Annotated in this window: 16 protein-coding genes; 7 read left to right on the top strand and 9 right to left on the bottom strand. The window is 64.3% G+C overall.

Going from position 1 to position 17,287, the window contains the following annotated elements:
- Positions 1–82: 82 nt before the first annotated feature.
- Complete coding sequence (locus NKI06_RS04305; RefSeq protein WP_023817162.1) at positions 83–2,371, top strand: response regulator; 2,289 nt, start codon at positions 83–85, stop codon at positions 2,369–2,371.
- A gap of 276 nt (positions 2,372–2,647) precedes the next feature.
- Positions 2,648–3,523, top strand: a complete 876-nt coding sequence (gene olsB, locus NKI06_RS04300; RefSeq protein WP_023683057.1) for a l-ornithine N(alpha)-acyltransferase — start codon at positions 2,648–2,650, stop codon at positions 3,521–3,523.
- Between the two features lie 114 nt (positions 3,524–3,637).
- Here the strand turns inward: olsB and NKI06_RS04295 are convergent, their stop codons facing one another.
- Positions 3,638–4,270, bottom strand: a complete 633-nt coding sequence (locus NKI06_RS04295; RefSeq protein ID WP_023683056.1) for a trimeric intracellular cation channel family protein — start codon at positions 4,268–4,270, stop codon at positions 3,638–3,640.
- A gap of 173 nt (positions 4,271–4,443) precedes the next feature.
- Entirely contained in the window at positions 4,444–5,073 is a 630-nt protein-coding gene (grpE, locus tag NKI06_RS04290) for a nucleotide exchange factor GrpE (RefSeq protein ID WP_023691975.1), read from the bottom strand.
- A gap of 259 nt (positions 5,074–5,332) precedes the next feature.
- Between grpE and NKI06_RS04285 the strand changes: the two genes are divergently transcribed.
- Both NKI06_RS04285 and NKI06_RS04280 read left to right on the top strand, forming a co-directional pair.
- Positions 5,333–5,533: a hypothetical protein gene (locus NKI06_RS04285; protein ID WP_023669766.1), complete on the top strand. Its 201-nt coding sequence runs from the start codon at positions 5,333–5,335 to the stop codon at positions 5,531–5,533.
- 84 nt (positions 5,534–5,617) lie between these two features.
- Positions 5,618–6,640 carry a fatty acid desaturase gene (locus NKI06_RS04280; RefSeq protein ID WP_023669767.1) on the top strand — a complete coding sequence of 341 codons (1,023 nt, stop codon included), beginning with the start codon at positions 5,618–5,620 and terminating at the stop codon, positions 6,638–6,640.
- A 318-nt stretch (positions 6,641–6,958) separates the two neighbouring features.
- Here NKI06_RS04280 and NKI06_RS04275 read toward each other — a convergent pair whose 3' ends face one another.
- The 5 genes from NKI06_RS04275 to cysG all read right to left on the bottom strand — a co-directional run bounded on the left by NKI06_RS04275 (position 6,959) and on the right by cysG (position 11,796).
- Complete coding sequence (locus NKI06_RS04275) at positions 6,959–7,492, bottom strand: DUF934 domain-containing protein (protein ID WP_023669768.1); 534 nt, start codon at positions 7,490–7,492, stop codon at positions 6,959–6,961.
- 117 nt (positions 7,493–7,609) lie between these two features.
- Positions 7,610–8,374, bottom strand: a complete 765-nt coding sequence (locus NKI06_RS04270) for a phosphoadenylyl-sulfate reductase (RefSeq protein WP_023691979.1) — start codon at positions 8,372–8,374, stop codon at positions 7,610–7,612.
- Positions 8,349–10,019, bottom strand: coding sequence for a nitrite/sulfite reductase (locus tag NKI06_RS04265; RefSeq protein ID WP_023683051.1), 1,671 nt, complete (start codon positions 10,017–10,019; stop codon positions 8,349–8,351). The genes NKI06_RS04270 and NKI06_RS04265 overlap by 26 nt, the downstream gene beginning before the upstream one ends.
- Before the next feature lie 35 nt (positions 10,020–10,054).
- A complete protein-coding gene (locus tag NKI06_RS04260; RefSeq protein WP_352984190.1) occupies positions 10,055–10,348 on the bottom strand; it encodes a DUF2849 domain-containing protein in 294 nt (97 codons plus the stop codon).
- Positions 10,345–11,796 carry a siroheme synthase CysG gene (gene cysG, locus NKI06_RS04255; protein WP_352984188.1) on the bottom strand — a complete coding sequence of 484 codons (1,452 nt, stop codon included), beginning with the start codon at positions 11,794–11,796 and terminating at the stop codon, positions 10,345–10,347. The genes NKI06_RS04260 and cysG overlap by 4 nt, the downstream gene beginning before the upstream one ends.
- 417 nt (positions 11,797–12,213) lie before the next feature.
- On the opposite strand from cysG, the gene NKI06_RS04250 reads away from it, so the two are divergent.
- Entirely contained in the window at positions 12,214–12,666 is a 453-nt protein-coding gene (locus NKI06_RS04250; protein ID WP_352984187.1) for a baeRF12 domain-containing protein, read from the top strand.
- Between the two features lie 184 nt (positions 12,667–12,850).
- Complete coding sequence (locus NKI06_RS04245) at positions 12,851–14,641, top strand: cation:proton antiporter domain-containing protein (RefSeq protein ID WP_352984185.1); 1,791 nt, start codon at positions 12,851–12,853, stop codon at positions 14,639–14,641.
- Between the two features lie 22 nt (positions 14,642–14,663).
- Here the strand turns inward: NKI06_RS04245 and NKI06_RS04240 are convergent, their stop codons facing one another.
- Complete coding sequence (locus NKI06_RS04240) at positions 14,664–15,473, bottom strand: AraC family transcriptional regulator (RefSeq protein WP_023740826.1); 810 nt, start codon at positions 15,471–15,473, stop codon at positions 14,664–14,666.
- 111 nt (positions 15,474–15,584) lie between these two features.
- Between NKI06_RS04240 and NKI06_RS04235 the strand changes: the two genes are divergently transcribed.
- Positions 15,585–16,505, top strand: a complete 921-nt coding sequence (locus NKI06_RS04235) for a zinc-binding dehydrogenase (protein ID WP_352984184.1) — start codon at positions 15,585–15,587, stop codon at positions 16,503–16,505.
- 15 nt (positions 16,506–16,520) lie between these two features.
- Here the strand turns inward: NKI06_RS04235 and NKI06_RS04230 are convergent, their stop codons facing one another.
- Complete coding sequence (locus tag NKI06_RS04230; protein ID WP_023669777.1) at positions 16,521–17,273, bottom strand: SDR family NAD(P)-dependent oxidoreductase; 753 nt, start codon at positions 17,271–17,273, stop codon at positions 16,521–16,523.
- Between the last annotated feature and the right edge of the window lie 14 nt (positions 17,274–17,287).

The following is a 17,287-nucleotide window of genomic DNA, read 5'->3' as shown; positions in this document are numbered from 1 at the left end:
CGGGCGGCAAAAATGCATGACCGCTAAAATTCGAACGATCCGCCGCGCTTTTCCATAATCTCTATCTGGCAAGGATTTCCGCATGATCGCGGAGTCCGCCAGGAAAGAGAAGAGCCGCGCCGAAAGCATCGACGGGCCGAACCCGGCGACGCCCAAGCGGCAGCATGTTGCCGCGCCGCCGCTGGCGCCGGATTTGCCGCGCCCCACGTCCGAGGGCCTGCCGTTCCTGACGGTGGTCGCCAGTGTCGTGCTGGCGGGCCTCTCCCACCTCACCGGTGCGCCGATCTTCATCACCCTCGGCCTGCTGGCGACAGGCGTTGCCGGCGTCGCCATGCACCTGCGCAACCGCCGCACCGTCCACCGCGCGACGGCCTTGCTCGACGAAACCGCCGCGCGCAGCCGCGCCGAGATCGAGACGCTGGCCGACCGCATGTGGGAGATGCAGGAGAGCGAGGAGCGTTTTCGCGGGCTGATCGATGCGCTCGGCGATCTCGTCGTCCACCGCGACCGCGACGGCCACATCGTCTATGCCAACATGGTTTTCGCCGGCCTCGTCGGAACCGATCAGCGCGACCTTGCCGGCAGGACTCTGGCCGACCTCGGCATCGATGTCGGTATCGTTCCCGACGCCGCCTTTTCGGATCACGAATGCCTGAGTTCCACCGACGTCTCCATCCGCACGCCGAACGGTCCGCGCTGGTTCTCGTGGATCGAACTGTCGGTGCGCGACAAGGATAGCGGCGCCGTCTCGCACCGGGCGATTGCCCGTGACATCACCGCCCGCAAGCGCGCCGAATCCTCGTTGATCACCGCGCGTGAGCGCGCCGAATATGCCAGCCAGGCCAAGTCGCGCTTCCTCGCCACCGTCAGCCATGAGATCCGCACGCCGATGAACGGCATCATGGGCATGGCCAAGCTTCTGGCTGACACCAATCTGTCGCCCGAGCAGCGCACCTATGTCGGCGCTGTCTCGACCTCGGCCAGCGCCCTTTTGGCGCTCATCGAGGATTTGCTCGACTATTCCAAGATAGAGGCCGGCCGTTTCGACCCGGAGCCGCAGCCGACATCGCTGCGCGAAATCGCCGACAACATCATCGAACTGATGGCGGCGAAAGCCTTCGCCAAGAACATCGGCCTCGGCTGTCATGTCGAGCCCGACGTGCCACAGATGATCATGGCCGATCCGGGAAGAGTCAGGCAGGTGCTGCTCAACCTGATCGGCAATGCGATCAAGTTCACCGACACCGGCGGCGTGCTGGTTTCGGTTGCACGGGCCCGCACCGAGACCAGCGACCGCATCTGCTTCACCGTCGCCGACACCGGCCCTGGCCTGCGCGAAGAGGATATGGAGCGCATCTTCGAGGAGTTCGAACAGTCCGACGGCACCTCGACCCGCACCCATGGCGGCGCCGGCCTCGGTCTGGCCATATCGAGGCGCCTGGTCGCCGCCATGGGCGGTGCCATTTCGGTGTCGAGCCGGCTTGGCGAGGGATCGGAATTCGTCTTCGAGATCCCGGCCGCAGGAGCAACCGAAGCACCGCAGAACCGGCAGAACATCCTGGCCGGCCGGCGCGCCGTGATCGTGTCGAAGAACGCCGTCGAGGCCGACGCCATCGCCCGCACCATCCGCGCCCATGGCGGCGCCGTCGACGTCGCCGCAACCGCTTCCCAGGCGACGCCCTTCGCCGAACATTGCGATGTGCTGTTGATCGACGCGGCCCTGGAGGACGGCGACGGCAGACTGCTCAAGCGCCTGCGCCAGAGTGGCTTTGCCGATTGCGAGGCGATCACGCTGATCGCGCCGACCGACCGCGGCATGCTTGGCGAATTCCGCACCAGCGGCTACGCCACCTTCTTGGCGAGGCCGGTGCGCGGCGAAACCCTGCTGCGCGTGCTGCTGACCAGTCATGCCCCTGCCTTGCCGCCGCCCAAGCCGGAAAAGACCGGCGCGTCCTCGCTTCGTGCCCATGGCGGGCGCCAGCAAGGTTTGTCGGTGCTGATCGCCGAAGACAACGACATCAACGCCATGCTTGCCCGCGCCACGCTTTTGAAGGCGGGACATCGCGTGAAAGTGGTCGGCAATGGCAAGGCCGCGGTCGAGGCGGTGACCGAAGCCGGGCTGAAAAATCGCTTCGATGTGGTGCTGATGGATTTGCACATGCCGGTTATGGACGGGCTGGACGCGATCGCCGCCATCCGCCGCCACGAGGAGGAAATGGCTGTGCCGCCGGTTCCGATCATGGTGCTTTCGGCCGACAGCCAGGAAAAGACCCGCCACACCGTGCTCGCCCATGGCGCCAGCGGCTTTGTCACCAAGCCGCTCGATCCCGACGCGCTGGTCCATGCCGTCGAGGGCCAGGTGGCCGCCTGAATTCATGTCGCTCAAAAGTGGCCCCGGTTTTGAGAAGACGACATGCACAAAACAAAGACTTGAAGCGCGTCGCGTGAATCGTCCCAGCGCGACGCGCTTCAAGGCGACGCTGGCGCAATCCTCGCGTCACGTAGGTAGCCGAATGAGGGTTTTCGCCAGCCGACGAAGTATTGCCCGTCGCGCCGTATCACGGTACTGTCACAATCCTGTTGCACCTACACCGTATCCCCGTGCCAAGAGGGATGGCTCGAAGGAGAATCACTCGTGCATACAGTTATGCCGGAATGTGACACTCGGCCCAGCGCAGGCGGCGCTTTGCTCGCCGCGCGGAACGCCGATGCCGTCGCAACAGGCGCACCGCTGGGCCGTATCGGCAATCTCGAAGTGCGGCTTGCCCGCAATGAGGCCGAAATCGCCGCCGCCCAGGAAGTGCGCTACCGGGTGTTTTATGACGAGCTTGGCGCCAGGAAGGACCTGTTCCAGGCGCAGGACCGGCGCGACGCCGACCGCTTCGACCCGCTGTGCGACCATCTCCTCGTGCTGGACACTTCGATCTCCGGCCCCGAGCATCGCCGCATCGTCGGCACTTACCGCCTGCTGCGGCAAGAGATTGCCGCGACCGCCGGCGGCTTCTATTCCGAAGGCGAGTTCGAACTGACCAAGCTGATCGCCCGCCATCCTGGCCAGCGCTTCCTTGAGCTCGGCCGCTCCTGCGTGCTGCCGGAATACCGCTCGAAGCGCACCATCGAGGCGCTGTGGCAAGGCATCTGGGCCTACATCAACCACTATGAGATCGGCGTGATGACCGGTTGTGCCTCGTTCCCTGGCACGGTGCCGGCTGCGCATGCCGAGGCGCTCACCTACCTTGCCCATCACTGCCGGACCAACTCCGCCTGGGATGTGCGGGCGGTCTCCGGCCGCTATTGCTCGATGGATCTGATGCCGATCGAGGCGGTCAACGCCAAGGCGGCGATCGCGGCCATGCCGCCGCTGGTCAAGGGCTATCTGCGCGTCGGCGCCCGCATCGGCGACGGCTGCGTCATCGACCGTGAGTTCTCCACCGTCGATGTGTTCGTGGTGATGCCGGTCAAGGAAATCGGCGCCCGCTACGTCAACTATTATGGCGGGGAAGCGCAGCGCTTTGCGGCGTGAGGCAGTAGGCAGTAGGCAGTAGGCAGTAGGCAGTAGTGAAGGCTGCCGCGAATTGCTGACTACCGACTATTCCCTATTCCCTATTCCCTATTCCCTATTCCCTAATCCCTCTCCCTACGGAATATCCTCCGGTCGCCGTCCCGGGCGGCTCTTGTAGGACGGAAAGGTCCAGCCGAATTTCAGCGCGCCGCCGCGCACCAGGAAAGCCGCGACGAAGCCGGCGATATCCGAGGCGAGCGGCGGCAGGCCGGCAAGATCGCCAAGTGTGTAGAGGCCGGCGCCCGCGAGTGCGGCGGTGACGTAGATTTCGGGCCTGAGCAGCACCGATGGCTCGCCGGCCAGCAGATCGCGCAGGATGCCGCCAAATGTGGCGGTCAACACGCCCATAACAACGGAGACGACCGGCGAGCCGGTGATGGCCAGCCCCTTGGCCGCGCCCATTACGGAAAAGGCCGCCAATCCGATGGCGTCGAGCCAGAGCAGCCATTTCCAGCGGGATTCGACGCGGTGGGCGATGAAGAAGACCAGCACCGCAACCGCCGCGCAAACCAGCACATAGCCGGAGTTGGCGACCCAAAAGACGGGCAGGTTGAGGATGACGTCGCGAAGCGTGCCGCCGCCAATGCCGGTGACGCTGGCCAGAAACAGGAAGCCGATAATGTCGAGCTGCTTGCGCGAAGCCGCCAACGCCCCGGTCGCGGCAAAGACGGCGACGCCAGCATAGTCGAGGAGGTCGATGGGTGTCAGGGACATGAGGTAGTAGGGATTGGGAATTAGGGAAAGAATGAATAACACGAAGCCGCGCGATTGATACGCCTCCCTATTCCCTATTCCCTATTCCCTATTCCCTATTCCCTATTCCCTATTCCCTATTCCCTATTCCTATTCCCTATTCCCTATCCCCTACTGCCTATTCCTACTCACGCATCCTTCTCGGCCTGCTCGTTCACCGGCCCCGGCTCGACCGGCGCTTCGGTGGCCGCGATCTTGGGGCCGCCCTTGGCGACCCCGACCATGGCCGGCCGCAGCACGCGCTCGCCGATCGAATAGCCCGGCTGCACGACCTGGACGACGGTGTTGGCCGGCACATCGGGATTGGGCACTTCGAACATCGCCTGGTGGAAATTCGGGTCGAACTTCTCACCTTCCGGTTCGAGCTTCTTCACCCCATGCCGTTCCAGCGTCGACAGCATGGCGCGCTCGGTGATCTCGACGCCGTCGATCAGCGCCTTGAAGCCGGCATCTCCGGCCGCTTTCGCCTCGGCGGGGATAGCATCGAGTGCGCGGCGCAGATTGTCCGATACCGACAGCATGTCGCGGGCGAAATTGGCCACCGCATAGGCGCGCGCATCATGCACGTCGCGGGCGGTGCGGCGGCGCAGATTCTCCATCTCGGCCGCGACCCGCAGCGCGCGGTCCTTCAGCTCCTCGTTTTCCTTCAGCAGCCGCACCAGCGCTTCATAGTCGCCGTCGATGCCGCCTTGCGTGCGCTCGGCCTCGGCCGTTTCGATATCCTCGGGCGCGCGTTCGTCTTTTGTCTGGTCGCTCATCGCCATTTCCCGTCATTCGAATGGTTTGGATTTGCGCCCGATATCGAGGTTTGGCGGCCAAAAATCAAGGGGCAAGCCCAGGAGGACGCCCAACAGCAGGCAATGTTGCGGGCTGCCCGTCGGACTTGGTGCGGCGCGCAAGGACGTTCAAAATTAATTCAAACTTTACCGTAACGGCAGCCTTTGCTTGCCAATACCCCGCTATGGGGAACCATTCAAAGCTTGGAGGAGTTTTGAAACCGACACAGGATTTGAGACAATGGACCGCAATACTGGCAACAGAAGCGAAGAGCTCGCCGCCGACATCAGGCGCCAGTTCGGCACCGAGGCGACGACGCGCTTCTTGCGCACCTTGCCGGCCTTCCGCACCGAGGCCGACATTCCCGCCCGTTTCCGGGACCTGCTCGACCGGCTGGACGGCATAGAAGCCAGCATGGCCGGCGGCCAACGCCGCCAATAGCGATGCAATCGCGCGACAATTACGCGCGGTAATTTTGCGTGAGCTTTTCCTTGCGGCAGCGGGACGCCCCGCCTATGCTTCCTGATGAACATGATTTCCCCCGAGACGGCCGCCAACAGCAAGCGCGCCTGGTTGAAGATCCTGGCGCGCTACAAGAAGCCCGACCGGCGACGCAGCACTCTTGAACTCGCCATCACCCTTATTCCTTTCGTTACGCTGTGGGCGCTGTCTTCGGCAGCCTATTCCTATGGCCACTGGTGGGGCTTGATCCTGATCCTTCCCGCCGCCGGTTTTCTGGTGCGGATCTTCATGATCCAGCACGATTGCGGCCACGGCTCCTTCTTCGCCAACCGCACTGCCGACGACTGGATCGGCCGCGCGCTCGGCGTGCTGACGCTGACCCCTTACGATTGCTGGCGGCGCGCGCACGCCACCCATCACGCCAGCGCCGGCAATCTTGACGAGCGCGGCATGGGCGATATCAGGACGTTGACGGTTGCTGAATACCGGCAGCTGTCTTGGCGGGGACGCCTTGCCTATCGTCTCTACCGCCATCCCCTGGTGATGTTCGGCCTTGGCCCGATCTGGCTGTTCATCTTCGAGCAGAGGCTGCCGGTCGGCATGATGCGCGGCGGCCTGACGCCCTGGGTGTCGTCGATGACCACCAATCTCGGCATCGCGGTCGCGGCAGCGCTGCTTATCTGGCTGGTCGGCCCCGGCGCTTTCCTGATCGTCCATTTGCCGATCGTGATCCTGGCCGGATCGGCCGGAATCTGGCTGTTCTACGTCCAGCACCAGTTCGAGGAGACGGAATGGGCGAAGGACGAAGAGTGGGAATTCCAGCGTGCCGCCCTGCACGGCTCGTCCTATTATGATTTGCCGCCGGTGCTGAACTGGTTCACCGGCAATATCGGCGTCCATCACGTGCACCATCTCTCGGCCAAGGTGCCGGGCTACCGGCTGCAGGAAGTGCTGCGCGACTATCCCGAACTGCGCGGCATCGGCCGCGTCACGCTCCTCGACAGCCTGCGCTGCGTCAAGCTTGCGTTGTGGGACGAGAACCGCCGCAAGCTGGTCTCGTTTCGCGAAGCGCGGGCCTTGGCCTGAAAGCATTCCAGCAAAGTGTGAGGCGGTTTTCCGGGCTTTCGCTTGGGAATTCCGTAAGACAAAGAAAAAAACCGCCGCACCGAAGGCGCGGCGGCATCTCCCAAAAACCGGCTCAGGCAGCCTTGCGCTCCTCGCGCATCCAGACCTTGCAGCCCTGATCATGTCAGGCGCCTTTTCGGCGATCATGATGGACGGTGCATTGGTGTTGCCGCCGATGAGCGCCGATTCCTCCCTCGCGCCCGGCGGATATTTCCGTCCGGACAGCCAGGAGAAGGCCCGATCACAGTCTTTGTAAAGACAGGCGGAATTACCGTCGCGTCAGCTGTTGCGAACGCGCCGCCAGGAGTATTTCGGCCCCTTCGGCTCCGACGCTTCGGTCGGCTGATAGTAAAGGCCCAGCCCGCCTGTGCGGCCTTCTTCGAGGCGCTTCAGCAGAACCGGGTTGGAGATCTCGAACTCGTCGAAGCCGAGGCGCAGCATATGCGGCAGCTGGTCGACGAGCACCTGGCCCGTGGCGCGGACCGCGCCCTCGAAATCGTAGCGGCTGCGCAGCAATTCGCCCTTGGAAAACGAGCGGCCGTCGCTGAAGGCCGGAAAGGCCAGCGCCACCAGCGACAGCTGGTCGAGCAGATCCACGATCTTTTCCAGCTGGTCGCCCGGCAGCAATGCGACGCCCAGCCGCTCCTTGGCCGAGCGCCGCACCTCGGCATCAAGGCCGAGAAATGCCTGCAACGGCAGGATGAAGCGGCCATTGCCCGCCAGTGCATCCGCACTTTCGGCATGTGTCCACTCGTCTTCGCGAAACCCCGTCCGGGTCCAGAGGCGGGTCTCCGCTGTGGTCTGTTCAGTCATAGAAAATTCCTAAAGCCCTAAAAATCGAAAGTCCGCGAAAGCCGGTCCACACGAAACCGGCGGCCTCCGAGCGGAAGCCGCCGTTGCAGGCCAGCCTCACCTGAATATCACCATAGCTTAAAGGGATGCGTCGGTCAGCGATACTTCCAGTCCCGACAGATGGATGCCGCACTCGGTCTTGGCATGACCGGCCCAGCGTCCGCTTCGCGCATCCTCGCCCGGCTGCACCGGCTGCGTGCATGGGAAGCAGCCGATCGACAGATAGCCGTACGCAACCAGCGGATTTTCGCGCAGCGCATGCGCGCGCATGTAGTCGGCCTGATCGGATGTCGTCCAGTGCGCCAGCGGATTGATGCGTACGCGCGGGCCGACCGCCTCGAACACCGGCAGCGCGGCTCGCGTCGCCGCCTGGAAGCGCTTGCGGCCGGTCAGCCAGGCCCGGAAGGGGGCGACGCCGCGCGCCAGCGGCTCGACCTTGCGCACGTCGCAGCAGGCATCGGTGTTGCTCTGGTGCAGATTGCCGGTCGGATCGACCCGTTCGAGCGCTGCGTCTTCGGGCTTGATCACCCTGATGTTGGTCAGCCCGAAATCGGCGACCAGCGCATCGCGGTAGCCCAGCGTCTCTTCGAAATGCTTGCCGGTGTCCAGGAAGATGACCGGCAGCGTGCGGTCGACCTTGGCGATCATATGCAGCAGGACGGCGGAATCCGCGCCGAAGGACGACACGGCGGCGATCTCGTCATGAAACAATTCGCTCGCCGCGCGTTCGATGATGTCGAGCGGGCTCAGATGTCCATACAGCGCGTCGAAGCCCGCCGCTTTGGCGGCGATGCTGTCGTCGACGTCGAGGATGCGGTCAAGCGGCCTTGGTTTCGCCAGCATAGAGCGCCTCCTTGAACGGCGCGGGACCGACACGGCGGTAGGCGTCGATAAAACGTTCACTGGGACCGAGCCGAAGGCCGAGATAGGTGTCGACGATCTGCTCGATGGCGTCGGTGATCTCTTCCGAAGAGAAGCCGCGGCCGATGATTTCGCCAACCGAGGTGTTCTCGTCGGCCGATCCGCCAAGCGTCACCTGGTAGAGCTCGGAGCCCTTCTTCTCGACGCCGAGGATACCGATATGGCCGACATGGTGGTGGCCGCAGGCATTGATGCAACCCGAAATCTTCAGCTTCAATTCGCCGATCTCGCGCTGCCGCTCCAGCGAGGCGAAGCGAAGCGAAATCTCCTGCGCGATCGGGATCGAGCGCGCCGTCGCCAGCGCGCAATAATCGAGGCCAGGGCACGCGATAATATCGCTGATCAGGTTGGAATTGGCCGTCGCCAGACCAATATCGACCAGCGCATCATAGACAGCCTTGAGATCGGCGCGCGCCACATGCGGCAGGATCAGGTTCTGCTCATGGCTGACGCGCAGTTCGTCGAACGCGTATTTCTCGGCGATGTCGGCGACCGCTTCCATCTGGCTGTCTGTGGCATCGCCCGGCACCTCGCCGATGCCTTTCAGCGAGATCGTCACCGCGGCATAGTCAGGATGGCGATGCGTCACGACATTCTGGTCGAGCCAATCCGAGAAGCTTTTGGAATCGAGCCGCGCCAGCTTGATCGCCGCGTCGCCTTCCGGCCGGGCGGTCAGTGCCGGCGGCGCGAAATAGGCGTCGATGGCACGGATGTCGGCTTCCGGCAGCTTCAGCTCGGCGTCCTTCAGCTCCTGCCATTCGGCCTCGACCTGGCGGGTGATTTCCTCGACGCCTGTCTCGTGGACGAGGATCTTGATGCGCGCCTTGTACTTGTTGTCGCGGCGGCCATAGAGGTTGTACACGCGCAGGATCGCCGTGCAGTAGGAAAGCAGGTCGGCTTCCGGCAGGAAGTCGCGGATCTTGCGCGCCACCATCGGCGTGCGGCCCTGGCCGCCACCGACATAGACGGCAAAGCCGAGCTCGCCGGCGGCGTTCTTCTTCAGATGCAGACCGATATCATGCGTCTGGATGGCGGCGCGGTCGCGCTCGGCCCCGGTCACCGCGATCTTGAACTTGCGCGGCAGGAACGAGAATTCCGGATGCACAGACGACCATTGCCGCAGGATCTCGGCATAGGGGCGCGGATCGGCGACCTCGTCGGCGGCGGCGCCGGCGAAATGGTCGGCGGTGACGTTGCGGATGCAATTGCCGCTGGTCTGGATGGCATGCATCTCGACGCTGGCGAGATCGGCCAGGATCGCCGGAATGTCGGACAGCGCCGGCCAGTTGAACTGGATGTTCTGGCGCGTGGTGAAGTGGCCGTAGCCCTTGTCGTATTTGCGCGCGATGTGGCCGAGCATGCGCAGTTGCGCGCTGTTCAGCGTGCCATAGGGCACCGCGATGCGCAGCATGTAGGCGTGCAGCTGCAGGTAGACGCCGTTCATCAGCCGCAGCGGCCGGAACTGATCCTCGGTGATCTCGCCGGACAGGCGGCGTTCGACCTGGTCGCTGAACTCGGCGACGCGGGCCTGGACAAAATCGTGGTCGAACTCATCGTAGCGGTACATGTTTCGTCTTTCAGGGCGCGTCCGCCCGTATTTTGTTAAGCTGCCCGCGCAGCCTGCTTGCCCAGATCTTCCCGGATGGTCGGGCCGGCGGCGCGGATCTTTTCGCGCAGCCGCACCGGCACGACGACGCCATTGACGACTTCAGCGTCGATCAGATTCACGTCGACAACCTGATTGTTGGCGTTGGCCTTGGCGCCGATTGCTTCCAGCCTGTCCTCTGCCGCTTGGCCATGGGCAAGGTCGGCATGGTCGACCGTCTCGGCCCAGCCGCCATCGGCATACCAGACGGCGATGCCGTCGGAGAGGCGGTTTGCGGTCAGTATCTTCATGGCTCGACCTCTGCGTCGGCCGCGTTGGCGGCGCCCTCATAGTTATGTGCCGCGAGCGGCTCGGAACGTTCAAAGTTGGCGCCGGCAACCGCGTCGCCGATGATGGTCATCACCGGACCGGCCAGATCGGCGCGCTCTTCCAGCGACGGCAAATCGGCCAGTGTGCCGTGGAAACGGCGGCGGTTCTGCAAGCTGGCATTCTCGACCACGGCAACCGCCGTGTCCGGCGACAGGCCGGCCTCGATCAGCCGTCCGGCGACTTCGGCGGCGACCGAGCGGCCCATATAAACGGCTACGGTGGCGCCGGAAATGGCGAGCTTGGCCCAATCCGGCAGCGAATTGCCCTTCAGATCATGGCCGGTGGTGAACACCATCGACGAGGAGACGCCGCGCAGCGTCAGCGGCAGCTCGAAATCGGCGGCGGCGGCAAAGGCGGCGGTGACCCCGGGAACGACATCATAGGCGATGCCGGCATCGCGCAGTGCGGCCATCTCCTCGCCGGCGCGGCCGAACACCAGCGGGTCGCCCGACTTCAGCCGCACGACGCGCTTGCCCTGCCTGCCGAGATCGACCAGCAGCGCATTGATCTCGGCCTGGCTCTTGGTGTGGCATCCCTTGCGTTTTCCGACCGGCAGCCGCTCGGCGTCGCGGCGGCCCATGGCGACGATCGCCTCCGGCACCAGCGCGTCATAGACGATGACGTCGGCTTCCATCAAAAGCCGATGCGCGCGCAGCGTCAGAAGATCCTCAGCACCTGGCCCGGCGCCAACCAACGCGATATGGCCCGAAGCCGGAGCCTTCGACAGCAACAGATCGGCGGCGGCGTCATGCGCCTGCGAAAGCTCGCCGGCTTCGACGGCACGCGCCGGTGCACCCTGGAAAAAACTGCTCCAGAACTGGCGGCGGGCGTTGCCTTTCGGCAGCAGCTTTTCGGCGGCACCCCGGAACGAGGCGGCGAGCGCTGCCAGCGGCCCGAGCGACGGCGACAGCATGCGGTCGATGCGGCTGCGCAGCATCTGCGCCAGCACCGGACCCGCGCCTTCCGTGCCGATGGCGATGGCGACCGGAGCGCGGTTGACCAGCGCCGGGGTGAAGAAATCGCACAGCTCCGGCCGGTCGACGGCATTGACCGGAATGCCAAGGCGGCGCGCATCGTCGGCGACGCGGCGGTCGAGCCTCTCGTCGCCGCTGGCGGCAAACACCAGGACCGCGCCTTCGAGATGCGCGGCGTCGTAGGGGGCGTCGATACGGATGGCGCCGGTCGCGGCGATGAAGCTCAGCAATTCGGCGTCGGCAACATCGGCGATGATGCGAAGCACAGCACTCGACTGATCAAGTAGCCGCGCCTTGGCCAACGCTTCGACGCCGCCGCCGACGATGGCCACGGCTTCGCCTTCGACCCGCATGAAGACCGGGAACGCGGTGAGCTTGGGATTGGCGTGCGGCATGACGAACAGATTCCGGAACAATTCGGCAGTTTTAGGCGCGGACGCGAAAAAGCTGAAGGAACCCACTCGCGCATCCCCTTGCGGGAGGCAATCGCTTTTCCGCAAGCCAAAGGGCCAAGAGAAAAATATTCCACATCCGCATACCAGGCGGATTCAAGCTGCTGCCGCAGGCCTTGTTGTGCGGCTCTTTTATCGGCAGGCGGCCAAGCTGCAAAATTGTTTTTTCTAAATTCTACCAATTTAGTAGATTAAAGCCGTCACCTCGGACATTGCTCCGATGGACGATAGATCGGGCTCGATGTGGCTGCGTGCGATCTCGGCGAACGAAGTGGAACGTTCCCGCTTCGCCACGCGTTCTGCCCCTGCCGTAACAGACAATCGTCGGCTGGATTTGAACCTTCAAGCAGGAGCCCGCAAATGAGCAAGATCAACCTGAAACATGGCCTTCTGGTCATGGTGGCCGATGGCGAGAAAGCGCTGTTCCTGAAGAACGAGGGCGACAATCTCTATCCGCACCTGCAGCTCTTCCAAGAGATGAACCAGGACAATCCGGCAACGCGCGAACAAGGCAGCGACAGTCCCGGCCGCTACAATGACGGCCCCTCCGTGCATCGCAGCGCGGTTGAGGAAACCGACTGGCACCGGCAGGGCAAGGAACGCTTTGCCGAAGAGATCGCGGACCGGCTCTACAAGCTCGCCCATCACGGCGTCTTCGACGACATCGTGCTGGTCGCGCCACCGCTGGTGCTCGGCACCATGCGCAAGAAATTGCACAAGGAAGTCACCGACAAGGTGCAGGCGGAGATCCCAAAGACACTGACCAACCGCCCGCTGATCGACATCGAGGCCATGCTGCAGCAGGCAGCCTGACGCTATCTCATAGATCATTCGCGCGCGCAGCGTTTTCGGTGCGCGCGCCTTTGGTTTTTCGGCGCCTCTGGCCACCAATTTACGTCTCGCGGGTTGCGTCGCCCGCACTCCCTCCACCATATTGCAAAGGCGGCGGCTGCGGGCGGCGCACACCCGACATTTCCCGAAAGGCGCTCTATAGACAATGCCGCATGACACGCCCCTTATCGCCACCATCGTCGCCGGTCTGGGGCTGGCATTCATCTTCGGGGCGCTCGCCAACCGTTTTCGCATCCCGCCGCTGGTCGGCTATCTCGTCGCCGGCGTGCTGGTTGGACCGAACACGCCGGGTTTCGTCGCCGATGCCGGTCTTGCCAATGAGCTGGCCGAAATCGGCGTCATCCTGCTCATGTTCGGCGTCGGCCTGCATTTCTCGCTGAAGGATCTTCTCTCCGTCCGCGCCATCGCCGTACCCGGCGCCATCGTCCAGATCGGCTTTGCCACCGCGCTGGGCGCCGGCCTTGCCTGGATGCTCGGCTGGTCGATGGGCGCAGGCCTCGTCTTCGGCCTGGCGCTTTCCGTCGCGTCCACAGTGGTGCTGTTGCGCGCGTTGCAGGAGCGACGGCTGATCGAGACCGAGCGCGGCCGCATCGCCGTCGGCTGGCTGATCGTCGAGGACCTCGCCATGGTGCTGGCGCTGGTGCTTTTGCCGGCGTTGGCCGGCGTGCTCGGCGGCCAGCTGCAGGTCGATGACCATGCGAGCCTTTTGTTGCTGCCGGCCAGCTTCGGCATCTGGGGCGTCGTCGGCCTCACGCTGGCCAAGGTCGTCGCCTTCGTCATCGTCATGCTGGTGGTTGGCCGCCGCGTCATTCCGTGGATCCTGCATTACGTCGCCCATACCGGCTCGCGCGAACTGTTCCGGCTGGCGGTGCTGGCGATCGCGCTCGGCGTCGCCTTCGGCGCCGCCAAACTGTTCGGCGTCTCGCTGGCGCTCGGTGCCTTCTTCGCCGGCATGATCATGAGCGAATCCGAGCTCAGCCACCGCGCGGCGGAGGAATCACTGCCGCTGCGCGACGCCTTCTCGGTGCTGTTCTTCGTCTCGGTCGGCATGCTGTTCGATCCGTTCAGCCTGATGAGCAATGGCTGGCCGATCCTGGCGACGCTGGCCATCATCGTCATCGGCAAGTCGCTGGCCGCCTTCGTTATCGTCATCGCCTTCCGCTATCCGCTGGGAACCGCCTTGATGATCTCGGCCAGCCTGGCGCAGATCGGCGAATTCTCCTTCATCCTGGCGGAGCTCGGCGTCGGGCTGAAGCTGTTGCCCGAACAGGGACGCGACCTGATCCTGGCAGGCGCCATCCTGTCGATCCTGGTCAATCCGCTGATGTTCCTCGCCCTCGACTGGATGAAGCCATGGCTGGACGCGCGCGCCGCCAAGGCAGCACCACCGGAAGAGGCCAAGCCGGTCGGCCCGGCGACGCAGCCCGGACAAGTGGCCTCGGTGGCCGCCGCGGCAAAAGAGAATGGCCCGCCGCCGCGCACGACGCTTTCGGGCCACACCATCCTGATCGGCTACGGCCGCGTCGGCAGCCTGGTCGGCGCGGCGCTGAAACAGGCATCGCTGCCCTTCCTGGTCATCGAGGACGCCGACAAGACGCTGGCGAGGCTCAGAGACGACGGCGTCGAAATCGTCTCCGGCAATGCGGCCAATGGGGGCGTGTTTGCCGCCGCCAATCCGCAGGGGGCCAAACGCTTGATCCTTGCCATCCCCAACGCGTTCGAGGCCGGGCAGATCGTGCTCAGGGCACGCGCCGCGAATCCCGGCATCAACGTCATAGCGAGGGCCCATTCCGATGCCGAGGTCGAGCATCTCAAAGGCCTCGGCGCCGACGCCGTCATCATGGGCGAACGCGAAATCGCCCGCGGCATCGTGCAAGAAGTGCTGGAGCAAAAGCCGATGCCGCGTCCCGAAGCCATTGAGCCCTCCCCGGCCTGAGGCTTGCCCACAGGCGCGTTGATCACGCCACGAAGGCGGAGCCGCCATTGTGCGCGACGCTGGCGAGATACTTTGCCGGCGGCTTGCCGAGCGCTTTCTTGAACATGGTGATGAAGGCGGTGACGGAGGCGTAGCCGAGATCGCCCGAAACCTGCTGGACACTCGCACCGGAGGCCAGCTCCCGTATGGCGACGATCAGGTGCAATTGCTGGCGCCAGCGGCCGAAGCTCAGTCCGGTCTGCTTCACCACAAGACGGGCGAGACTGCTTTCTGAGAGCGCGACGCGACTGGCCCACTCTGCAAGCGTGCTGCGATCGGCAGGGTCCTGCGCCAATGCTTCCGCGATCCGCCGCAAGCGCGGCTCGGCGGAGATCGGCAGATGCAGTTGCTGGACAGGCATGCGCGGCAGTTCGGAGAGCAGCATCCCAGTCAAAAGCGCGTCCTTCCCTTCGTCTTCCTCCATGCGGTCGGCCAGCTCGATGACCAATTCGCGCAGCAGCGGCGAGATCGACAGCGTGCAGCACCGGTCCGGCAGATCGGCGGCTCCCGGCTCGATATAGACGAAGAAAATCCGCGCATTGGCGGTCGCGATATTGCTGTGTTCCATGCCGCCGGGAATCCACACCCCGCAATGTGGCGGCACCATCCACAGGCCGCTCGGGACGCGGCATGTGACGCCACCGCCGAGCGCGAAGACGAGTTGGCCCTTGCGGTGCCAATGGGTCGCCACTTCCGCTTTGGTTTCGGTGACATCGACGCGAACCGCAATTGCAGGAGCGATCACATCATCGACATCGAAATCGACCCAGGGGTAGCGGAGAGGCTGTCTCACAATTGACCGATTTTAGCGACCATTCGCCATGATAGCTAAATTCTTTGATGCGGGAAGTCGATAGGCTCCGGTTCGTGGCTGGCATGTCACAAAGTATCAGGAGGGCTTCCCATGCGCGCGCTCGTCATGTCTCCCGACAACCCCACCAGACTGACGCTCGCCGAGGTCGAGGACCCTCGGCCCCTCCCCAACGAAGCGCTTGTCTCAGTCCACGCTACCTCGTTGAACCGCGGTGAACTGCGCCTGCTCACCATACGCCCGGAAGGCTGGATACCTGGCCAGGACGTGGTTGGAGTGATCAAGCGGGCGGCAGCCGATGGCTCCGGGCCTGCCATCGGCGCCCGGGTTGTGGCTTTGGTCGACGAGGCCGGCTGGGCCGAACGGGCGGCCGTTCCGACCGACCGTCTCGCCGTCATCCCGGACGAGGTCAGCTTCGGGTCCGCCGCCACGCTTCCGGTCGCGGGCACGACGGCGCTCAGGGTCTTGCGCCATGGCGGCGACCTCGCGGGACAGCAGGTGTTGATCACCGGCGCCAGCGGCGCGGTCGGCCGTTTCCAGATCCAGATCGCCCGCGAGCAAGGCGCCGCGGTGACTGCAATCGCCGCCGCCCGGCACGCCGAGGATCTCCGCGGTCTTGGTGCTCACGAAGTCGTCGAGTCGATCGAACTGGCCGAAGGGCCATTCTCTCTGATCACCGAGTCGGTCGGCGGCCAAAGCCTCGCCCATGCCATCGAACGCGTCGCCCCCGGCGGCACCATCGTCATGTTCGGTTCGAGCAGCGGCGAATTCACGCCGGTTGGCTTCAGACAGTTCGTTCCGGGCCATGAGGGAGCGAGGCTTCAGACTTTCGCCTACTACACATCCGGTCCAGCCATTGGCGCGGACATCGCCTCGCTGCTCGCTCTGGTCGCGGCTGGCCGGCTGGAAACCCGTGTGTCCATGACCGTGCCGTGGACAGACATCGCCCGGGCTCTGGACGCCCTGCGACAGCGCAGCTTCGGCGGCAAGGCTGTTCTCACCATCGCTGAATGAGCAGTCTGTCAGTGCTCAGACGTGCTGGCCGCCATTGATGTGGATTTCCGAGCCCGTCACATAGGACGCCTGCTGCGAGCACAGGAAGAAGATGATGTCGGCGACTTCCGAGGTGGCGCCAAGGCGCCTGAGTGGGATCGTCTCGACGATCTTGTCGGTGCCAGGCGACAGGATCGCGGTGTCGATCTCGCCCGGCGCAATCGCATTGACGCGGATGCCGTGCGGGCCGAAATCATGCGCCATCTCGCGCGTCAGCGAGCCGAGTGCCGCCTTCGAGGTCGCATAGGCGGTGCCGGCAAAAGGATGCACGCGCGTGCCGGCGATCGAGGTGACGTTGACGATCGAGCCTTTCGCTGCAGCAAGCTCCTTGAAGAGGCCACGCGCCAGCATGATCGGCGCGAAGAAATTGACCTGGAACACGTCGCGCCAGACATGCATCGGCGTGTCGATCGAATCCATCCGGCTGTTGCCGTCCTTGAGCTTTGGCGAGATGCCGGCATTGTTGACCAGAGCGTGCAACTGGCCGCCATGCGCCTCGAGCCGGTGACGGATCTCCGAGACGGCGATGCCGACATCTTCCTGGTCGGCGAGATCGACCTTGATGTGATCTTCCGGACCGGCCGGCCACGGACAATCCTCGGCAAAGGCCTGGCGCGAACAGGTGATGACGCGCCAACCCTCACGCGAAAAGCGCTTGACCGTAGCATGTCCGATGCCGCGGCTGGCTCCGGTCAGCACGATGGTTTTTCTGGTGTCGGTCTCAGCCATGTCTGTCACTCCGG

This window comes from Mesorhizobium sp. M0772, from assembly GCF_040320135.1.
GTDB lineage: Bacteria > Pseudomonadota > Alphaproteobacteria > Rhizobiales > Rhizobiaceae > Mesorhizobium.
Note: the sequence above shows the minus strand (reverse complement) of the source record. Positions and strands in the feature narration are given on the sequence as shown.